At 56.3% G+C, this 19,183-nt stretch carries 19 protein-coding genes and 1 tRNA gene; 6 read left to right on the top strand and 14 right to left on the bottom strand.

Going from position 1 to position 19,183, the window contains the following annotated elements; translation table 11 throughout:
- The first annotated feature begins 32 nt into the window (after positions 1–32).
- A complete protein-coding gene (locus tag BEQ56_04885) occupies positions 33–1,496 on the top strand; it encodes a hypothetical protein (protein AOH42865.1) in 1,464 nt (487 codons plus the stop codon).
- Here the strand turns inward: BEQ56_04885 and BEQ56_04880 are convergent.
- From BEQ56_04880 to BEQ56_04840, 9 genes are all read right to left on the bottom strand, one after another.
- A complete protein-coding gene (locus BEQ56_04880; GenBank protein AOH42864.1) occupies positions 1,402–3,147 on the bottom strand; it encodes a hypothetical protein in 1,746 nt (581 codons plus the stop codon). The genes BEQ56_04885 and BEQ56_04880 overlap by 95 nt on opposite strands.
- The gene (locus BEQ56_04875) at positions 3,144–4,052 is read right to left on the bottom strand and encodes a hypothetical protein (GenBank protein AOH42863.1); all 909 of its coding nucleotides are present in this window, start codon (positions 4,050–4,052) and stop codon (positions 3,144–3,146) included. Before BEQ56_04875 ends, BEQ56_04880 begins: the two co-directional genes overlap by 4 nt.
- A 147-nt stretch (positions 4,053–4,199) precedes the next feature.
- Positions 4,200–6,065: a cell division protein FtsH gene (locus tag BEQ56_04870; GenBank protein AOH42862.1), complete on the bottom strand. Its 1,866-nt coding sequence runs from the start codon at positions 6,063–6,065 to the stop codon at positions 4,200–4,202.
- Positions 6,066–6,317: 252 nt separating this feature from the next.
- Entirely contained in the window at positions 6,318–6,875 is a 558-nt protein-coding gene (locus BEQ56_04865; GenBank protein AOH42861.1) for an elongation factor P, read from the bottom strand.
- A gap of 214 nt (positions 6,876–7,089) precedes the next feature.
- Positions 7,090–7,917, bottom strand: a complete 828-nt coding sequence (locus BEQ56_04860) for a hypothetical protein (GenBank protein AOH42860.1) — start codon at positions 7,915–7,917, stop codon at positions 7,090–7,092.
- Between the two features lie 96 nt (positions 7,918–8,013).
- On the bottom strand, positions 8,014–9,693 hold the full coding sequence (locus tag BEQ56_04855; GenBank protein ID AOH42859.1) for a hypothetical protein: 1,680 nt from the start codon (positions 9,691–9,693) through the stop codon (positions 8,014–8,016).
- Between the two features lie 202 nt (positions 9,694–9,895).
- Positions 9,896–10,456, bottom strand: coding sequence for a ribosomal subunit interface protein (locus BEQ56_04850; protein AOH42858.1), 561 nt, complete (start codon positions 10,454–10,456; stop codon positions 9,896–9,898).
- Positions 10,457–10,483: 27 nt separating this feature from the next.
- The gene (locus BEQ56_04845; protein AOH42857.1) at positions 10,484–11,209 is read right to left on the bottom strand and encodes a hypothetical protein; all 726 of its coding nucleotides are present in this window, start codon (positions 11,207–11,209) and stop codon (positions 10,484–10,486) included.
- Between the two features lie 13 nt (positions 11,210–11,222).
- A complete protein-coding gene (locus tag BEQ56_04840) occupies positions 11,223–11,465 on the bottom strand; it encodes a hypothetical protein (GenBank protein AOH42856.1) in 243 nt (80 codons plus the stop codon).
- A gap of 357 nt (positions 11,466–11,822) precedes the next feature.
- On the opposite strand from BEQ56_04840, the gene BEQ56_04835 reads away from it, so the two are divergent.
- Complete coding sequence (locus BEQ56_04835) at positions 11,823–12,092, top strand: hypothetical protein (protein ID AOH42855.1); 270 nt, start codon at positions 11,823–11,825, stop codon at positions 12,090–12,092.
- On the opposite strand, the gene BEQ56_04830 is transcribed toward BEQ56_04835, so the two are convergent.
- Positions 12,074–12,307 (bottom strand): hypothetical protein, encoded by a 234-nt coding sequence (locus BEQ56_04830; GenBank protein AOH42854.1) that lies wholly within the window; start codon positions 12,305–12,307, stop codon positions 12,074–12,076. The genes BEQ56_04835 and BEQ56_04830 overlap by 19 nt on opposite strands.
- An 11-nt stretch (positions 12,308–12,318) precedes the next feature.
- Positions 12,319–12,561 carry a hypothetical protein gene (locus tag BEQ56_04825; GenBank protein ID AOH44415.1) on the bottom strand — a complete coding sequence of 81 codons (243 nt, stop codon included), beginning with the start codon at positions 12,559–12,561 and terminating at the stop codon, positions 12,319–12,321.
- A 313-nt stretch (positions 12,562–12,874) separates the two neighbouring features.
- Between BEQ56_04825 and BEQ56_04820 the strand changes: the two genes are divergently transcribed.
- Positions 12,875–13,372, top strand: coding sequence for a hypothetical protein (locus BEQ56_04820; protein AOH44414.1), 498 nt, complete (start codon positions 12,875–12,877; stop codon positions 13,370–13,372).
- A 57-nt stretch (positions 13,373–13,429) separates the two neighbouring features.
- Here BEQ56_04820 and BEQ56_04815 read toward each other — a convergent pair.
- Both BEQ56_04815 and BEQ56_04810 read right to left on the bottom strand, forming a co-directional pair.
- Positions 13,430–13,515: transfer RNA gene (locus tag BEQ56_04815), tRNA-Ser, on the bottom strand.
- Between the two features lie 69 nt (positions 13,516–13,584).
- Positions 13,585–14,496, bottom strand: coding sequence for an L-lactate dehydrogenase (locus BEQ56_04810; protein ID AOH44413.1), 912 nt, complete (start codon positions 14,494–14,496; stop codon positions 13,585–13,587).
- 409 nt (positions 14,497–14,905) lie between these two features.
- On the opposite strand from BEQ56_04810, the gene BEQ56_04805 reads away from it, so the two are divergent.
- Genes BEQ56_04805 through BEQ56_04795 form a run of 3 tightly spaced genes read left to right on the top strand, consistent with a single transcriptional unit; the run spans position 14,906 to position 17,906 of the window.
- On the top strand, positions 14,906–16,162 hold the full coding sequence (locus BEQ56_04805) for an iron ABC transporter substrate-binding protein (protein AOH42853.1): 1,257 nt from the start codon (positions 14,906–14,908) through the stop codon (positions 16,160–16,162).
- Positions 16,159–16,851, top strand: a complete 693-nt coding sequence (locus tag BEQ56_04800) for a hypothetical protein (protein ID AOH42852.1) — start codon at positions 16,159–16,161, stop codon at positions 16,849–16,851. The genes BEQ56_04805 and BEQ56_04800 overlap by 4 nt, the downstream gene beginning before the upstream one ends.
- Positions 16,852–16,868: 17 nt before the next feature.
- Positions 16,869–17,906 (top strand): ABC transporter, encoded by a 1,038-nt coding sequence (locus tag BEQ56_04795; protein ID AOH42851.1) that lies wholly within the window; start codon positions 16,869–16,871, stop codon positions 17,904–17,906.
- A 52-nt stretch (positions 17,907–17,958) separates the two neighbouring features.
- Here the strand turns inward: BEQ56_04795 and BEQ56_04790 are convergent, their stop codons facing one another.
- Complete coding sequence (locus BEQ56_04790) at positions 17,959–19,152, bottom strand: knotted carbamoyltransferase YgeW (GenBank protein AOH42850.1); 1,194 nt, start codon at positions 19,150–19,152, stop codon at positions 17,959–17,961.
- Positions 19,153–19,183: the final 31 nt, after the last annotated feature.

Raw genomic sequence — 19,183 nt, 5'->3', positions numbered from 1 at the left:
GAAAATCCCGAACCGGGTACAATAACATCAGCATGAAAACGATATTCCATCCCTCCGCTCCTCCTGCTCGAAAGCGCTCCGGCTGGCAATCCGCCGCGCTGATCGCCGCGATTTTCGCCGTGAGACTCCTTTTCTGGTGGGGCTGGGCCGCGCTCGGCGTCAACGAAACCGCGTCGGAAACGCTCTACCCAGACGCAGCCGGGTATATCGCCCCGGCGCGATCGCTCCTGACCGCGGGCGCGTTCCTCAACGCCGAAGGCGCGCCGGAAATCGTCCGGACGCCCGGCTACCCGCTCCTGATCGCCGCCTGCCAGGCGCTTTTTGGGAGCCGCTGGCTGGCCGCGCTGATCACGATTCAGCTGTTCCTGAGCGCGCTCGCCTCTTTCACGTTCATCAAAACGCTCGAAGGCCTCGGCGTTCCGAAAATGGCACGGGATATGCTTGGGCTAATCGCCGTTTTCAATCTCCATGACGTCTATTTCGCCCTCTTCGTCCTGAGCGACAGCCTCGCGCAGTCGCTTTTCATGGGCTTCGTATATTTCCTCGTCAGCGCGCTTAAAAATCGGGAACCGCATGATTTTGTCCTGACGTTCGCGCTGCTGACGCTCGCGACCTTCGTCCGGCCCGGATCGCTCTTCCTTCCGTTCTTCGTCATCGCAGGGATCCTGATTTTCGAACTTCGCCGCGGCGCGCCGGGAAAGGTTATCGCCCGAATCCTGATCGCGTTTATCCTGCTCGTTCCGTTCCCCATCGGCGCCTGGGCCATGCGGAACCGGACGGCCGCCGGTTACCTCGGTTTCAGCGCAATTTCCGACGCGAACCTCTACTTTTACCATGCCGCCGGCGTCAGCGCGAAGCTCAACGGAACCGATTTCTACACGGCGCAGGAAGCGTTGAAAACCGATCCCGCCTATCTCAGAAACCTTGAAACGATGATCGCGCCCATTGCGCAGCGGCGCGCCGCGTTACCTATCCTGAGCGGCAGCCTTCCGCTCTATCTCGCGCTGCATGTACAGGGCGCGGCGGCAACGTTGATCTATCCGGGAACGTTCGATCTTTTCCGAATCGTTCCACGGTCGCTCGCGCTGATCGATTCCATGAAAACGGCCTATCTTGAACATGGCCTTTCGCCCGCGCTCCTGGCCGCGCTGATGACCGACCCATTCGGCCTCCTGACGCTGATCGACATGCTGTTCCTGAGTCTCATCGCGATCCTGACGCTCCGTGCGATCCTTCATGCCTTCCGCTTTCGCGCCGCCGACGGCTCGATTCGGATCGCGCTTCTTGGGCTCCTGATATACAACCTGATAATCAGCGCCGGACCGAACGGCTTCGGAACGTATCCGCGTTTCCGGCTCAGCGTCTCGCTGCTGGAACTGCTTTGGATCGGCGTTGGAACGCTTATACCGCGTCGATCGATGCATCCCGGAGCTTCTCCAACGCCGACGCCGCAGACACGATCCGGGCCAGCTGATCCGATTTCAGCGAAACCTTAGCCTGATCAAATTCCCTGAGCGGGCGGACGACGCTCTTCATCCTTCCCGTCAGCCCGGCTACTTCGTCGCGCAGGCTCTTTTCCAACGACGCCGTCAGCGCCGTCTCAACCTCCGCTAACCGCCGCTGAAATTCACGCTGTGATTTACGCTTATAATACGGAAGAACGGCGAAACCGGCGACCGCGACCCAGACCGCCGCGAAAATCCCCAGCAGGTCCGTCGCGACCGTCGTCGCTACGATCGTCAGCGCCGCGCCGACCCCGACCGCCGAAACCTCGATCGCCAGCGCCGTTTTGACCGCCGTTTGAACGTGACGCATTCCAATCTCCACGGCAACTTCCCGATCGAGCCGATCGCTGAGCGCGTCGATCGCTTCCTGGACCCGTTTCAAAACCGTACCGCGCTCGGAAAGCGTTTCCGAATCCGCCCCAAGCGACGCGCCCGGCTCGTCGCGCCGCGCGATCCGCTCGGAAATCATCGCCGCCACCGTCGATTGCCGCTGATAAATCTCTCCGACGACGTCCGAAGCCAGCCGCTCGACCGCAACCGGTAAATTCTTTAAGACGCGGTCCTGGAACTCGTTCCGGATTTTTTCCTTCCGGACGATCGTGGGAACGTTCCGAAGCTTGAAAAGCTCTTCGAAATAATCGTCGGCGCCGCGGCGAATCTCGTCAAAAATGAACCCGACCTCCCGAAGCGAACGCTGAATTTCCTTTCCAAAATCGCGCTCATACCCATCCGCCATCGCTTCGATCGAATCGATCAGCGCCAGATCCTCACGAAAAATCTCGATCTCCGCCGCGGTCCGCTCCTGAAGCGTCTTCGCGAACCTCTCCCCTAAACGAATCGCCGAATCCATTTTTAACCGGAAGCGCTCCGCGCCGGATAACGTCCCGGTCAGGAACGCCGTCAGCTCGCCGAATCCGCTCTCCGGCGGAAAAGCTTCCCCGTTCAGCGCCGCTTCCTTCGCCGCCCGCGCCGAAATCGCGAAAACCGGAAGCGTCAGCCTGAAATCATGATGAACCCGGTCGCGAACGAACGAAACGAGACGGTCGCGATCCGCTTCCGCCGGAAACAGGTCGATCTTATTGATCAGAACAACGATTTTCTTTCCCCAGCCACGAATCGATTCAAGGAAGCGACGTTCGCTCTCCGAATATGGCCGATCCGCCGACGTCACGAAGAAAACGAGATCGGCGCGCGGATAAAACCGCTTCGTCAGGATTTCATGATCGGTAAAAACCGAATTCGTCCCCGGCGTATCGACGATACTCATCGTCCGCAGCGGCTCGCTCGGAACGGTGACCAGCTCGCCCCAATCGGCGGCCTGCCGCCGGGAGGGCGTTTCTCCATAACGGATCAGGTGAACCATGGAGGTTGTCGGCGTGATCCCTTCAGCCATTGCCTCCCGCCCCAGCAGCGCGTTGATCATCGTCGATTTTCCCGAATTAAATTCGCCGACGACGACGATCAGGAACGGATCGTCAAGCGCGTTGACCGTGTCCTTCAGGACGGTCAGCTCCGCTGCGGGAAGCGACTGAACCGCGCTGATCTCAACCAGATTCGTCAGCTCGCCGCGGATCCGCCGGATGACTTCCTGGCGCGCCCGCGGATCTGATTTTGAGCCTGTTTCCAAGGGCAGCTCCGTCATTCTTTTTCCGAATACCGTTCGATCCAGGTCAAAACGACCTCTCCGACCACCTGTAAACTCGCCTGCGAAACGTTCGTCAGGTCGTCGCGAACCGTATGCCATTCGGGATCGTCGAAATCGATCAGGTCGACCGCGCGCATCCCGGCTTCGATAAACGGAATATGATCGTCGTAAACCGAAAAGCGCGCCCGATTGACAAACTGTTTGTCATAGCCTGATTCGGCGGCAACCGCCCAAATCTCGTCGCTCAGCTCCGGATCGGAAAAATTCTCGCGATAAATCCCCAGCTCCGGATCGCCAATCATGTCGAGAATAACGACCGCGTCGGGTTGGATCCCGGTCTGCCGGGCCTGGTTCTTATAGTAACTCGCGACCATCTTCGACCCGATACACCATTCGTCATAAGGCGCGATCCCGCCCTGATCCTCCAGGTCAAATAAAACCAGCGTCACGCGCACGCCGACGCTCCGATCGAGCGACTTCGCCAGCCCGTAAAGAAGCGCGACGCCGGACGCCCCATCGTTTCCGCCCGGGACCGGCTCCGTCCGATTCGCCGCGACCGGGTCCTCGTTCGCGTTCAGCCTGGAATCGTAATGCGCTCCCAGTACGATCCAGGGGCGGTCGCCCACGGCTCCGTCCGGACGCTCAATGATCAGGTTAATCGCCGTCTCCCCGTTTTTGACGCCTGAGAGACGCTGAACCGTCCAGCCGGCCCGGGAAAATGCGCCTTCGGCCAAGGTCAGAAACGCCGCGTGCGCCTCGCTTCCGGGCGTGCGCGGCCCCAGCGCCAACTGCTGTACGGCAAAATCGTACGCCGCCGAGCCGTCAAACTCAGACGCTGAAACCGCGCTGAACGCGGCAAACCAGCAGCCCAAAAGGATACAGATTAAAACGATTCGTTTCATGTTGTCCTGTCTTTTGTAACGCGCCTGCAAACGATCGGCGAGTCAAAACGTTCCGCGACCGGCAGCGCTGCGTCGTATATAGAAAAAGCCCCGGACGGGGACGCATTCCGCACCCGGCCCGAGGCAAAACCGCTCCCTTAACGCCGCTTACGCCGCGTCATATTCCGGCGTAGCCGAGCGGCGGCCGTTCGGCGGCGGGAAAATCGCTTCGAATTCTTCCCGCGTCAGCGACTCCTTCTCGATCAACGACGCCGCGATCTTATCCAGCTCTTCGCGATACTGGATCAGGATTTCGCGCGCGCGCTCATAAGCCGCCTGAACGATTCGGCGGACCTCCTGATCGATACTTTCAGCGATCGATTCAGAGTAATCCCGCTGTTCCGAGAGTTCGCGCCCAAGAAAGATCATCTCCTCCTTCTTCCCGTACGTAACCGGCCCCAGCGAATCCGACATGCCTAACCGCATGACCATTTTCCGCGCCAGATCGGTGACCCGTTCGAGATCGTTCGACGCTCCCGAAGTAATATCGTTGAACATCAGCTCTTCCGCCATGCGTCCGCCCAAAAGCGAAACCATATCGGCTTCCAGCTCCTTTTTCGACATCAGAACCCGATCCTCAATCGGCAGGTTCATCGTATACCCGCCGGCGGAGCCGCGCCCGATGATCGTAACCTTATGAACCGGGTTGCATTCCGGGATCACGTTCATGATCACAGCGTGCCCGGCTTCATGATACGCGATAATTTTCTTTTCGTTCTCGCTCAAAATCCGGCTCTTCTTCGCAGGCCCCATCATGACCCGCTCGACCGCTTCGCTGATCTCGCCGGTTCCGATCGAAAGCTTATTGCGCCGCGCGGCTAAGATCGCCGCCTCGTTCATCAGGTTTTCCAAATCCGCACCGACAAAGCCGGGGGTCGAACGCGCGATCGTCGCCAGATCGACGTCCGATTCGAGCGGCTTGCCTTTTGAATGCACCCTGAGGATCGCCTCGCGCCCGACAACGTCGGGACGATCGAGAATAACCTGACGGTCGAAACGCCCAGGGCGCATCAGCGCCGGATCGAGGATATCCGGACGGTTCGTCGCCGCGATGATGATAATATTCGTGTCGGTATCGAACCCATCCATCTCAACCAGCATCTGGTTCAGCGTCTGTTCCCGTTCGTCATGGCTCCCGCCCAGACCGGAGCCGCGCTGACGGCCGACGGCGTCGATTTCGTCAATAAAAATAATACACGGGCTGTTCTTCTTCGCCTGATCGAAAAGATCGCGGACGCGGCTCGCCCCGACCCCAACGAACATCTCAACAAATTCAGAACCCGATATCGAGAAGAACGGAACGCCCGCCTCCCCGGCGACCGCCTTCGCCAGCAGCGTTTTACCGGTCCCCGGCGAACCGACAAGAAGGACGCCCTTCGGAATCCGCGCGCCAAGCGCAATAAATTTCTTCGGTTCTTTCAGGAAATCGACGACCTCGGCCAGCTCCTCTTTCGACTCGTCAACGCCGGCGACGTCGGCGAACGTCACGGTCGGCCGGTCCCCCTCGAGCATCTTCGCCCGGGACTTTCCAAACGCCATCGCCGAATTCCCGCCAGCTTGCGACTGCCGGAAAATAAAGAACATCGCCCCGAAGATAAACAGGATCGGGAGGAAATAACTCAGGAGCGATAAAATCGAAACCCAGCCCGACTTTTCTTTAAAGTTGACGACGATCTTCCGCGCCGATAAATCCTCCGGCTGCACGCCCAGAAGCGACATCTGGCTCAGGAACGAAGCGTATTCCTCGATAACCGTTTTCGCGACCTCCCGGCTTTCCAGCTCAACCTCAACCGTCGTCCCGTTAACGTTAATTTCTTTGACCTTGCCGCTTTTAATCTGATCCGCCAATTCATTGATGGACATATTCTTCGTTGAATTGCGCGGATCGGAAAACGAATACATCAGGAGCGAAATAATCCCGATCAACAACAGTAAATAAACAATATTCGCTTGTCCGCGTTGTTTAAGATTCACGTTTCTCTTCCTCCCGCCCCCAAAGCGCGTATTCGGCGACCGATAAAACCGCGTCCCGCGAACCCGAACCGGGGCTTTTCAATAAGCATATTATATCAATCGCCACGCGGCGCCGTGTTAAATCCGTATAAGAAACGCGCCGCGGCGCATGAGGCGACGATCAATAAAAAACTTTTCGGCCGCGAGGCTCCGGACGATAGCCGGCGTCCTCACGCACGAAAAGTCATCTTCTGATTTTGCCCGGAACGAACCTTAGACACGCGTAATATATTCACCGGTCGAAGTGTTAACCCGGATCGTATCGCCTTCGCTGACAAAATTCGGAACCATGACGCGGGCCCCGGTTTCGACGGTGACCTGCTTATTGACGCCGGTCGCCGTATCCCCGCGGACGGCGATGTCCGCCTGAACGACGAGAAGATCGACCGACAGCGGCAATTCATAATCGATAATTTCGTTTTGATAGTACGTCAGCTTGACGTCCGTATTTTCTTTCAGGTACGGCGCGGCGTCCTTCATGATCTCAGCGTTGACCTGCGGCTGTTCATAGGTTTCCGTATTCATGAAATGGAAAAAGTCGTTGTCCGCGTATAAGAACTGAACGTTCTGGAATTCGAGATGAACGTCCTGGACGCGATTGCCCGACGTGAACGTGCGTTCGACGTGCGCCCCGGTCCGGAGGTTCTTAGCCTTAATGCGAATCGTTGCGTTTCCACGTCCGGCTTTGTTATGCTCATAGTCGATAACTTTCAGCAACGCGCCGTCCAATTCAATCGTGACGCCTTTTCGCAGTTCATTTACATCAATCATACGAGATATTTCCCCAATCGTTTTAAATCACAAAATTCTATCGGCAGATTATACCAGCGAATCCGTCGGAAAACTTCGGATCAGCGTTGGAACGTGTTTCGATCCGATCCTATATAAAGAGTCCGGAAACGGGATGAAAACCGATATCGAGTGGATCAGGCCGGCGGCTCCGGTATTCCCGGCTGGGCCTGATCCGCCCGGTTCGCTTAGATTTTTACTCCGTCAGGTCAGTCGCCCTGAACCCAACCAGATCGATATCCACCACGCCCTTCGCGTACGACTCCGCCATCGCGCCGACCGTCCCGCTTGCGAACTGCGTATCGACAATCGGAGCAGATTTCGAAATCGTCTGTTCCTTATCGTTGATAAAGACGCGGATTTCGCCGCCTTTGCATTCCAACCCAATTTTATTCCGAACGTTCATTCCCAATTTCAGGTCCGTCGTAAAATACTGGATCATGTCCGGATGGAGCCGAACGTAAGGAACGTGGCCGCTCGCTTTCAGGACCGTATCGTATTTATAAAGCGCGTATGAGCCGGCTAACGGGCCGGAAATATTGACGCGAAGCTCGTACCAGCCCAACTCGTTCCGACGGCAGACGACCCCATAGCTGGCTTCAGTCGACCGGACGTTCTCAAACGTCGCCTCGACCAGGACGTCCTCGGTCAGAGACCCTGTATGCGTCACGAATTCGTAAACCTCAGTAACCGGAAGCTTGAACGAGAGTCGGCTCGGGCCTAAATCAAAATAATCGCCGTTCGGGTTCCCGATCAGCGTCGTTGCCTCCCAGCCGCGATCCCAGAAATCCTTCGCGAACGTTTCGTTATACTCGCCGTTCTCGTCGAAGAACGCGCCCCTCTCCGCTTCAGCGCCGCCGCTCGCCGCCGCGCTGTCCTCAGCGACAATCTCCGGAACCTGCGTTGGGGCGGGGCCCGCGCCTAATCCGCCGTAATGACTCGTCTGAGCCTGAACCGCGCCCGCGCCGACCAGGACCAGCGCGCCGATCACCAGGATTGTCCATAATTTCTCACGTCGCAGCATTTCAATACCTCCAATTATTTTTTTTATGTCAGGAAACCAGACTTCCCCTCAATTCTACTCAATTAACCGCGAAAAACGGGAGGGAATCAACGCGAATCATTCGTCCGTCAGCGTCATGCTGACCATCCCGAGCGGCGGAATATCCAAATTAACATGATCCATCGGACGGTACCTCGGAAGCGAAACGTCTTTCAGAACCGGCGCCGCCACGCGTGGCTGGAAAAGCCTCGCGATCCGGAGTCCGCTCCCGCCGCGAAGATTCCGCGCCGCCGTCGGCCGCAGGTCCGGAAGATGCGCGAAATGCACGCGGGCAAAAAGCCGCTTTCCCGGATTCAGGTTCTGAACCAGAAGGTGAACCCGCCGGCGATCGAGCGACCGCGTCGCGCTCATTATGACGTCCGGAACGTCGCTCGCTTCGACCAGGCCGGGAATCCCCTCGCTTCGGGCGTTCGGGATCGGCTCGTCGCGAACCGACCGCCAGCCAAGCTGCGTTCCCAGGCGATCGGACGCCATCCGCCAGACCAGCGCGCCGATTGCTTCATGGAACCGGCCGTCCGCGGCCTGTCGCGCGACCGCGGGCAGGTCCATCAGCAGCAAGCCGAAACGCGAATTCGCCGCCAACGACGCCAGCGCCGACAGGTAGAAAAATCCGTCCGCCGAACGGTCCTGAATCCGAAGCAGATCACGCTCGTCCGGCGCGCGGAAATACCGCCAGCCCGTCAGGATCATCGGTTTCGCCAGCGTCTCAGGAATATCGCGGAAAAGCCTGTTCGTGGTGCGAACGAGCCTGCCCGCCCCCATCCCGAAAATCGCCGCGGCATCCGCGTCGGAAGCGTCCGATTCCCAGCCCGCCGGGCCGGGGAACCGCCAGGGAACGCCGACGGCGTCCGCCGCGTCCGCGCAGCTCGCTAAAACGTCCTGGAAGCGGCGGAGAGAACGCTCCTGCGCCAGCTCAACGCCGCTGAAAACGATTTTTATCCACGGGAAACGCGCTCGAAGCCGCTCCGCCGCGGCGACCGCCTTCCCGGGCTCATCCCCGACTTCAAGCTCGATCCAGCCCTGATCAAAATCCCCTGCCGCGGCTCCGCGCTCCAACAATCCAACGAGCGTAGCGAGCGCGGCGTCAGTTTCCCCGCCAAACCATTCGCCGTCAGCTTTCAGGTAAGGAGCAGCCCCGACACTGCGGCAGAGATCAAAAAAAAGCGAAAGAACCGCCGCCGGACGCCCCGAACCGATATCGAAGCGAACCGCCGCCGGGTTCAGCTCACGCAGCGTCCCGACCAACCCGTCCGCCAGCCGCATTCCCGCCGGATCGTACCAGAGGGGCCGGTCCGGCGCGGCGTCAAACGATTCAAGATTGACGCCGAACGAAAGCGGGCTTCCCCCGCGAAGAACCTCGTCCCCGTCGAGGAGCAGGTTGACTTCATATTCCTTGCGGAAGATGTCGAAAAAAGATCGCGGCCGTTCCAGCGCGGCTAAACGATTCGGCGCCGCGACGGCGCCGAGCGAAAGAACGCCGAACTCCGCCGTCGTCAACCGAACGGTCGCGCCTGTCCATTCGCGCTGCCCCGGCGGGAGATTAAACCGCGCCCGCCCGCCGTTCTCCAATACGAGCGGAAACCCCGCTTCTGGAACGAGCGGCCCCGTCTCGCCTCCGGCCGCAATCGCCGCTCCGGTAACCGTCACGCGATAAAACCGATTCACGACGGTCAACCCTGTCGCCGCCGCACCGCCTTCGCGTCCCGCGCCGATATCGAAATAATCGTTAAGATTCAAGTTCTGTCCGCTCCGTTCTTTCTTGTGAAAGCACGCTTGATTTTACCCAAAATTCAGAAAAAAATAAAATGGGATCGCTCGCCGTGATGCCAGCCGGCGCAGCAATCCCACTCGTTCAATCACACGAATGATTCCTGTCCGTCCCCGCGCCGGGAGCTCCGCAGGCCCTGTTTCCTGCGGAGCTCCCGTTTTGCGATAAAACCTACGCGATCTCAGTCTCGATCAGCCCGAACGTCCCGTCCATTCGCTTATACAGGACATTGATCGCGGACGTATTGCCGTTATAGAAAACGAAGAAATCCTCGTGTCCCAGCAATTTCATCTGCTCCAGCGCTTCCACTTCCGTCATCGGAATCAGCGCGAATTTCTTTCGGCGCGCGATCACCGGCGTCTCTTCCACTGGTTCCGGTTCAGCCTGCGGAGCCGCCGGATCGACGAAGACCTTTTCAAGATGCGTCCGACCGCGCTTCCCCTTGAAACGTTCGATCTGCCGGATCATTTTATCAAACGACTTATCAAACGCGGCCGAAAGCTCGTCCGCGCGCTCCTCGGTTCGAAGAATAAACCCTTTTCCACGAATGGTAATCTGAGAAACGTACCGGTCGTTTGCGTTGCGAGCCGTCTTTAAATGCGCTAAGTCAATTCGAACTTCCTCGATGTTGGTTAAGAATTTAGAAAATTTGTCCGTTTTCGACGTGACGTTCGTCTTAATCCGCTCCGAAATTTCCAAATTTTTCCCGTAAAGAACCGTCTTCGTTTCCATCCTATCCTCCTAAAAAATAAGTTTAGATCAGGCGCGGTTTTTCGTCGCCGCGATCGTTATCCCGAAGACCGACGCCGCGCCGGCCGCCTTCAACGCGCGGGCGCATTCATTCATCGTCGTTCCGGTCGTCAGGACGTCATCGACGACTAAAACCGATTTCCCCAGAATATCGCTCGGCTCGGCTTCGAAGACGCCGCCTAAATTCGTTCGCCGCGCCGCTTCGGTTAAGAGCGCCTGATGCGCCGTGTCCCGCGTTTTTTGCAACGCGGTCGCCGAATAAGGCAATCCGGTTTTCAGGCTGAACGTCCGCGCGACCCAGGCTGATTGGTTATAGCCTCTTTCCGCCCGCCTCGCCCGAGAGATCGGCGCGGGAAGGACAATATCGACCCGCGTCTTCATCTCTAAGTATACAGAAAAAACCGCATCCGCAAAGAGGAAAGACAACCCGAGTTTCCGCTCAAATTTAAATGCATGGATCGCCTCGCGGATCAAGCCTGCATAGACGAACGCTGAACGGACCCGCTCGAACCAGATCGTCTCCAGCCCGGAGCAAAGCGGACAAACCCCCGCCCCCGTCAACGTCTTTCCACATCGGCCGCAGGTCTTCCCAACCGGCCGCTCCGCGCTCCGCAGGCACGCCTCGCAAATCTCCGCGCCCGGCGCGCCGCAGCCCATGCAGCACGGCGGAAACAGCCGCCACAGCAGGCGCCAGCCGAACGATACCGCTTGGAACCCGAATGTTTCCGCGGACATGCGCCCCGACGGATCAGACCGGCGCGATCAGGTCCTGGACGAACTTCATGATCGCCGGACCCAATAACGTCAGCAGGACAAAAATCGTGACCCCGACGATAATCAGGATTAAAACGTATTCAACCAATCCCTGTGCGCGTTCTTTGTGCGAAAAAAGATCCATCAGCGCGGTTGCTCCTTTCCGAAAGAAAACGTCCGATCTCAGCCGCCCGCGGCTGTTAACCTTAATTATAGGTTCCTTGCCGCCGAACCGCAACCTTTTCGCTATCAGCGCTTTTCGTTCAGGTCATCCAGCCCTTTCGTCAAAGTATCGTAAAGCATCCTTGCAGCAGAGATAAGATATATGAATAATTTTATAAGGATAAAAAATATCTGGCTAATAAGTTTTGAACGAAACCGAAAGGAACTTCCCAGCAACTCGGTTAGTTTACTCATATCTGTTCCTTATGACCATGCACTCTGTGCATACATTTAATGCTCTGCCGCAATAAGTATATAACTGGGCTATAACCTTTCGGGCGCACTGGACGAGTTCGAGGGGGCGCTGAAGGACGGAAAGGTTAGGATCATCGGCGTTCATCAGCTTCTGGCTGCGCATTTCCTGAACGTGGCGTTGAAAGAGGGCGGTGAGACGCTGAAAAAGAACCCGGTCAAGATCGAGCAGCGGGCGCGGATCGACGGGTTCATGAGCGTTATCGACGCGCGAACGCTAAGACATCCCTGCCGCCAACGCGGCGGGACTTGTCTCCGTCTCACAAGGAACGGGACGGGCCTTCGGAAGTATTATCCGGAGATCGGGCTGCTGATCGAGAACGAACCGCGAACTCCGGATCAAGTCGTTTCGTTTTACGCAGCCGTTTCGTCTCAGCGCGCAAGCTTATAGAGTATGAATTGATTCAGGGAGACGCCGTTCGCTTCAGCCTGGTCTTTGAGTTCGCGATGAAGTATTTTCGGGATTCTTATGACGAGTTTCCCGCTCAATTCCCGCGTTTCGTGTTCTTCAAAGGTTGCGAGCTGGCTTTTATCGTTTTCCGCGAGAGCTTTACGGAAATCGGCGACCGCTTCGAGTTCTGATTTATCCGGGATAAAGGTTTCCATTTTCATCCTCCTTATTTATAAATATCGCCGCGGGAACCTATTTCGACGATATAAAGGTTTTCGCCGATCACGGCAAAAAGAATTCTGAAATCGCCGACACGGTAACGATAGATGTCGTCCGTTCCCTGCATCATTTTGACGTTCGGACTTTTTCCGACGTCCGGAAAGATTCCGATCAGTTCTTCCAGCGCTCTATCTACGCGTCCCCGAAAGGTTTTCGGCGATTTGTCATAGTACTTTTTGGCTTTTTTCATCCAGATCGGCTTCATGCATTTATAGTACCACAAACGATACTGATTTTCAAATGTGAGACACAGAGAGGGTCTGGTTTCAAGTTCCCCTCTTGACTACGGAAATTTGAAGGTGAGTTGTCAGAGTAAATGCAACCCTGTTCAGGGGGTGCGGCCAAAATCGTCAGCGATTCAATTCATTTTGATATTACAGCGTTCAGACGAAAAAGGACAAAGGAAGATGCCTTTCGCTACCTGCGAAACTGCGTAGAAGAAAGCGGAATTTTTGTCCTGATCGTCGGGAACCTTGGGCACTCAACAACAAAAATTGATCATGATCTATTTAGTTGACGCATCGGTCATCATCACAGCTAAAGATTATTATTACCAAATCGACCGCGTTCCGGAATTCTGGGAATGGCTCTCATACTGGGGAGAACAGGGGAAAATAAGAATTCCAAAAGAAATTATGTTTGAAATAACACAAGACTCAGGAATTCTCGGGAAATGGATAAAAGAGCGGAAAAACTTATTTCTAATCGACGAAGAAATTCAAAATGTTAATTACGTCCTGATGAATGGGTACGATCTGACGCTGGATGAAATTGACGATATACAAATCGCGAAAGTAGGGAAGGATCCTTTTCTGATCAGCTATGGCCTGACCGACAAAGAAAATCGTGCCGTCGTCTCGACAGAATCGTCGAAACCATCAAAACAGAAATACAACAAGAAGATTCCTGATGTCTGTTCCCAATTAGGGATTAAGTGCTTTGATATTTACCGCCTGATTAAAGACTTGGATTTCAGGACCAATTGGAAAACATTCTTGTAAGCAGTGAGCGCCGTCAGTAAGTATTATAAAAACTCACCGTCTGGTGAGTTTTTTCAGCGGAGAGAGTGGGATTCGAACCCACGATACCTTTCAGTATACGCGCTTTCCAGGCGCGCGCGTTAGGCCAACTACGCTATCTCTCCCAGCCGTCGACTCGATGATTATATCATAATCAAAAAACGACGCAAACTTCCGCCGCAAATCGGGCTTTTCTACCTTTCCGACAAGACCGGACGGATCGTCGATTCGATAATATCCTTCATGATCGCCGCGCTCTGATCAAACTTCGCCCGATCCTCGTCGTTCAGCCGCAGCTTCAATATCTCGCGGATTCCATCATGATTTACGATCGTCGGGACGCCGATAAACAGGTCCTCCTGACCATATTCCCCCCGCTGAAGAACCGAGAGCGTCAGGAGCGTATTCTCATGATTCAGGATCGCCTGAACCAGGCGGTTCAGCGCCAGCCCGATCCCGTAATACGTTGACTTTTTTCGATTAATAATTTCGTACGCCGCTTGCTGAACCTGCCTGTAGATTTCGTCAAGGAACGATAAATCCCGGCCCGTTTCTTTCAGGTACTCGACCAGGTTTTTCGCGCCCAGATACGCGTGGCTCCACGGGATAAAGCTTGAATCGCCATGCTCCCCCATCACGAGCGCATGAATATTCGACGGCGAAACGTCGACATACTCGCTCATCATATATCGCAGCCGCGCCGTATCCAGAATCGTTCCCGACCCGATCACGCGCGCGGCCGGCAGCCCGGTAACCCGGTACGCAACGTAGGCCATCAGGTCAACCGGATTCGAAGCTACAATCAGAATCCCGTCAAAACCCGACTTCATAATCTTTTCGCAGACGTTTTTCATGATCCGCGCGTTGGTCGCCGTCATGTCCAGCCGCGTCTCGCCCGGTTTCTGCGCCGCGCCGGCCGTGATCACAACGATTTCCGCGTCAGCGCATTCTTCATATCCGCCCGCTTTGATATTCATGTGGTTCCGCGCATACGGCAGCCCATGCTGCAAATCCATCGCCTCGCCGATCGCTTTTTCCTCGTTCACATCGATCAGAACGAGTTCGTCAACGCCTCCGGTCGATAAAAACGTATACGCCATGCTCATTCCGACAAACCCCGTCCCAACCAGGACGACCTTCCGATCCTTCTTCGCCGCCTCGCCGTTAGCCGCCGAAGCGCGATTGGATGTATTGATATATAGCTGCGAATTCTCCATATCATTTCCTGCCTTTCAGTTCCTCGTATTCCGCCGCCGCGCGGCGTTCGACTTACCCTGAATTACAGCGCTGAATCAGCGCCAGCGCCGCCAATTAGTTCGTACAAACCAAATTATAGCAAAACGAATCGACCCATTCGTTTGATTTCCAACCGGCAGCCGCAGTTAGCAGTTTATAATTCGGGTCGGGCTAAAAAAAACTGCCCCCGCGGTCCCAATCGTTCGAAACCTCAGCGCGGACGGATCAGCCGCGGGGACAAGCCGGAAACGAAAAGCTGTACACGGAAAGAGGAAAAGAATGAACCGATATTTTGAACTGAGCGAAAAGGTATACGATATCACTGAACGATATCCGCAGGTACTCGATCTGCTGATCTCCAAAGGCTTCGACAATCTCCGTAACGAAACGATGCGGAAGACGCTCGGGAAGGCAATTTCGCTCGATCAGGCGCTTAAAATGAGAAAAATCGATATCGCGCTTTTCGAAGCCGAAGCCGCTGAAATCCTGGACGGCGGTGAACTGAGTTTATCCGACGGCCTTGTCAAAGCTGAGCTGCACAGCGACACGGCTCAGATGTCGATCGAAGGCGTCCTTCCCTGCCCGGTTAAGCTTCAGCTCCTGGAAAAAATCGAGAAACTTATCGAAGATGAAAAAATCGATATCAATATGGACCTGCAATCGGCCAGCTTAGGCCTCGACCCTATCATCGAAAAGGTCCGGAAAAGCCGGAGCGCGGACGACCTCGCGGATATTTACATATCCGCCGGATTTAACCTGTTCTTCGATAAGGACCTGATCGGAAAGTACATGGAACAGGGCGTGTTCGCCGACCAATCCGGCTGGGAACATATCAACCCGGATTTCGAAAACGCATCGATCGACCTGCGCGATCCGCTGAAACGCTATTCGATTATCGGCGTCGTTCCCGCCGTCATGGTCGTCAATACCGCCGTTCTCGGCGACCGGCCCATGCCGTCCCGCTGGGAAGACCTCCTCGCGCCCGAATTCAGGAACAGTATCTCGCTCCCGGTCAGGGACCTCGACATGTTCAACGCGCTGATGCTCGGATGGTACAAGCTGTTCGGGTTTGACGGGATCCGGAAACTCGGCGAGAACCTGCTGGAAGGGATGCACCCGGCGCAGATGGTCAAAGGGGCGAAATCGGCTCAGGGAACGCAGCCGGCGGTCAGTATCGCCCCCTGGTTCTTCGCACAGATGGCCAAAGAAAGCGGACCGCTGAAAACCGTCTGGCCGGAGGAAGGCGCGATCGTCAGCCCGATTTTCCTGATCACCAAGGCGTCGGTCCGCGAACGGATCAAGCCTGTCGTCGACTTCCTCTACTCGAAAGACGTCGCCGAGACGATTTACGTCGACGGAAAATTCCCTTCGACGAACCCCGCGCTCGATAACCGTCTCACGTCGGACCAGAAGTTCGTCTGGATCGGCTGGGACGTTATTCATCACGAAGACGTCGGGAAACTTCTCCGCGACGCTGAAGCGGCCTTCTTCAACCAATCCAACCGGACCATCCTGAAAATCGGAGCGCGGCGATGAATTTAACGATTTTTTCCGGTCCCCCGTCGTCAGGGAAAACCTCGGTCATCCTGAAAACGATCGATTCGTTTCGGGATCGCGGGCTGAAAGTCGGCGTCGTCAAGTTCGACTGCCTGTATACCGACGACGACACGCTCTACGAAAAGGCCGGCGTCCCGGTAAAAAAAGGGTTGTCCGGCGGTCTCTGCCCAGATCATTTTTTCGCCTCGAATATCGAAGGCGTCGTCAGGTGGGGCCGGCGCGAGGAGCTCGACCTCCTCGTCAGCGAATCCGCCGGTCTGTGTAACCGCTGTTCCCCCTATCTCGCCGACGTTAAAGGCGTCTGCGTGATCGATAATCTCTCCGGGATCAACACGCCGAAAAAGATCGGCCCGATGCTGAAAGCCGCGGACGTCGTCGTCATCACCAAAGGCGATATCGTTTCGCAGGCCGAACGCGAAGTCTTCGCGTCGCGCGTCAGCGCCGTCAACCCGCGCGCGATCGTTATCCATGTCAACGGACTCAGCGGACAGGGCGCCTACGAGCTCAGCACGCTGATCTACCGCGACGACGTCGATATCGAAAGCGTTCAGGGGATGAAGCTGCGCTTTCCGATGCCGGCGGCGATGTGCTCGTACTGCCTCGGGGAGACGCGGATCGGCGAATCGTATCAGCTTGGCAACGCTAAGAAAATGAACTGGGACGAATAAAAGAAACGGAAAGCGGCATGAATAAAAAAGAAGAACTGGAAACGACGCGGACGTTAACGCTGGGCGGGATTTTAGAAAAATATCCGTTTACGCAGGATTTCTTCGAACAGAACCGCCTGAAAATCAGCGGTTCCGAATCGCTCACGTTTCCGGAATTTTTAACGCGCCTGAGCGATGAGGAAATCGAGGACAGCGCAATCCGCATCGAAACGCTCCCCGGAGAACTCAGCTTATACATCGACCAGATGAAAGAGTTCCTCGGAATCGAACGCGAAGCCGCCGTCGGCTCGCTTTCGATTCTCGCGGGGCGGGACAAGAACAGGCAGCCGGAAACCTTCGGGAGGATCGATATTTACCCGTCCCAGATCGTTTCGATCGTCGGCCCGACCGGATCCGGAAAGAGCCGCCTGCTCGCCGATATCGAATGGGCGGCGCAGCGCGACACGCCGACCGGGCGGATGATCCTGATCAACGGAGAAAAACCGGATCCGAAATGGCGCTATTCAACGACGCATAAATTAGTCGCGCAGCTGTCGCAGAACATGAACTTCATCATGGACCTCAGCGCGGGCGAATTCGTCGAAATGCACGCCGAAAGCCGGATGATCGAGAACCGCGAAGACGTCAAGTCGAAAATTCTCGCCGAAGCGAACCGGCTCGCCGGCGAAGCGTTTTCCGAATCCACCCCCGTAACCGGGCTCAGCGGCGGCCAGTCGCGCGCGCTGATGATCGCCGACACGGCCATCCTGAGCTCATCGCCGATCGTCCTGATCGACGAGATCGAGAACGCCGGGATCGACCGCCGGAAAGCGCTCGAGCTCCTGGTCGCGCAGGATAAAATCGTCCTGATGGCGACCCATGATCCTCTTCTCGCGCTGATGGCCGACCGGCGAATCGTGATCCGCAACGGCGGGATCGCGAAAATTATCGAAACCGGCGAAGAAGAAAAAGAACTTCTGAAAGCGTTGGGGAAAGTCGATCATGTGATGCAGGAGGCGCGGCGAAAACTCCGCGCCGGAGAAAAGCTGAGCCGAAAAGACGGGGAGCTGAATTAAGTCAAAAAAGGGGCAAACCTGCGAATGGTTTACCCCTTTTTTATCATTGAGCTTATCCGAGGAAGCGACGCGGCTTATTCGTCCGCATGGCCTCCAGGACCGCCGCCGGATCTTTAACCTTGCTCAGGAAGATCATCGCCGCGATAATATACGGTTTATAGCTGGCTTCCTTATAGAGCGGAACGCGATAGCGATCGAAGACCGAACCTTCGACCTCGCCCGCTTTGCAGCTGACGCCGGTAATGTCCGCCGGTAAGCAGTGCATATACAGCGCTTTCCCGTCTTTCGTCGTCTTCATCAGATCTTCCGTGCATTCCCAATCCTTATGCTCGGCGTTCTGACCCAGAAGGACCTTCTCCAGCGCCTTGATCCCGTCGGTATCGCCATCGCCGTACAGCTTCGTCCGCTTTTCCATCGCCGCGAACGGCGCCCAGCTCTTCGGATAAACGATATCCGCGCCGGCGAACGCCTCGGCCATCGAATGCGTCTTCGAGAATTTACCGCCGCTGGCTTTCGCGTTCTTCTCCGCGACCGCTTCAACGTCGGGCATGACCTCGTAACCCTCCGGATGCGCCAGGGTAACGTCCATTCCAAACCGCGTCAGCAGGCCGATAATCCCCTGCGGGACCGAGAGCGGTTTCCCATAGGACGGGGAATACGCCCAGGTCATCGCGATCTTCTTGCCCTTAAGCTGATCGATGCCGCCGAAATGGTTGATAATATGGAGCGCGTCCGACATGGACTGGGTCGGATGATCGATGTCGCACTGTAAGTTGACGAGCGTCGGGCGCTGTTCAAGAACGCCTTCTTCATTTCCATCCTTGACATACTGGCTGAACGCGCGCATGTAGGCATTGCCCTTGCCGATGTACATGTCGTCGCGGATCCCGACCACGTCCGCCATAAAGGAAATCATGTTCGCGGTTTCGCGAACGGTCTCGCCGTGCGCGACCTGCGATTTGCCTTCGTCAAAATCCTGAACCTCCAGGCCGAGGAGATTCGCTGCGCTGGCGAAGCTGAAGCGGGTCCGCGTCGAATTATCGCGGAAAAGCGAAATCGCCAGGCCGGAGTCGAAGATCCGCGTCGAAACGTTGTCTTCGCGAAGGCCGCGAAGGATATCCGCGACCGCGAAAGTCGCGCGAACTTCTTCGTCGTTCTTTTCCCAGGTCAGCAGGAAATCGTCATTGTACATCTTCGACGTATCGAGGCCCTTGAGCAGGCTGATCAAATTTTTCGTTTTTTCCATAAGGTCTCCAGTTCTTTCCGATCCAGGATCG

This window comes from Anaerolineaceae bacterium oral taxon 439 (assembly GCA_001717545.1).
Classification (GTDB): Bacteria; Chloroflexota; Anaerolineae; order Anaerolineales; family Anaerolineaceae; genus Flexilinea.
The sequence above is the reverse complement of the archived record's forward strand: the minus strand, read 5'-3'. Positions and strand labels throughout refer to the sequence as shown.

Excerpts from the sequence above, each read along its gene's own strand:
- BEQ56_04885 (AOH42865.1), top strand. The coding sequence starts at position 33 with ATGAAAACGATATTCCATCCCTCCGCTCCTCCTGCTCGAAAGCGCTCC.
- BEQ56_04880 (AOH42864.1), bottom strand. The coding sequence starts at position 3,147 with ATGACGGAGCTGCCCTTGGAAACAGGCTCAAAATCAGATCCGCGGGCG.
- BEQ56_04875 (AOH42863.1), bottom strand. The coding sequence starts at position 4,052 with ATGAAACGAATCGTTTTAATCTGTATCCTTTTGGGCTGCTGGTTTGCC.
- BEQ56_04865 (AOH42861.1), bottom strand. The coding sequence starts at position 6,875 with ATGATTGATGTAAATGAACTGCGAAAAGGCGTCACGATTGAATTGGAC.
- BEQ56_04860 (AOH42860.1), bottom strand. The coding sequence starts at position 7,917 with ATGCTGCGACGTGAGAAATTATGGACAATCCTGGTGATCGGCGCGCTG.
- BEQ56_04850 (AOH42858.1), bottom strand. The coding sequence starts at position 10,456 with ATGGAAACGAAGACGGTTCTTTACGGGAAAAATTTGGAAATTTCGGAG.
- BEQ56_04845 (AOH42857.1), bottom strand. The coding sequence starts at position 11,209 with ATGTCCGCGGAAACATTCGGGTTCCAAGCGGTATCGTTCGGCTGGCGC.
- BEQ56_04830 (AOH42854.1), bottom strand. The coding sequence starts at position 12,307 with ATGGAAACCTTTATCCCGGATAAATCAGAACTCGAAGCGGTCGCCGAT.
- BEQ56_04825 (AOH44415.1), bottom strand. The coding sequence starts at position 12,561 with ATGAAAAAAGCCAAAAAGTACTATGACAAATCGCCGAAAACCTTTCGG.
- BEQ56_04810 (AOH44413.1), bottom strand. The coding sequence starts at position 14,496 with ATGAGCATGGCGTATACGTTTTTATCGACCGGAGGCGTTGACGAACTC.
- BEQ56_04805 (AOH42853.1), top strand. The coding sequence starts at position 14,906 with ATGAACCGATATTTTGAACTGAGCGAAAAGGTATACGATATCACTGAA.
- BEQ56_04800 (AOH42852.1), top strand. The coding sequence starts at position 16,159 with ATGAATTTAACGATTTTTTCCGGTCCCCCGTCGTCAGGGAAAACCTCG.
- BEQ56_04795 (AOH42851.1), top strand. The coding sequence starts at position 16,869 with ATGAATAAAAAAGAAGAACTGGAAACGACGCGGACGTTAACGCTGGGC.
- BEQ56_04790 (AOH42850.1), bottom strand. The coding sequence starts at position 19,152 with ATGGAAAAAACGAAAAATTTGATCAGCCTGCTCAAGGGCCTCGATACG.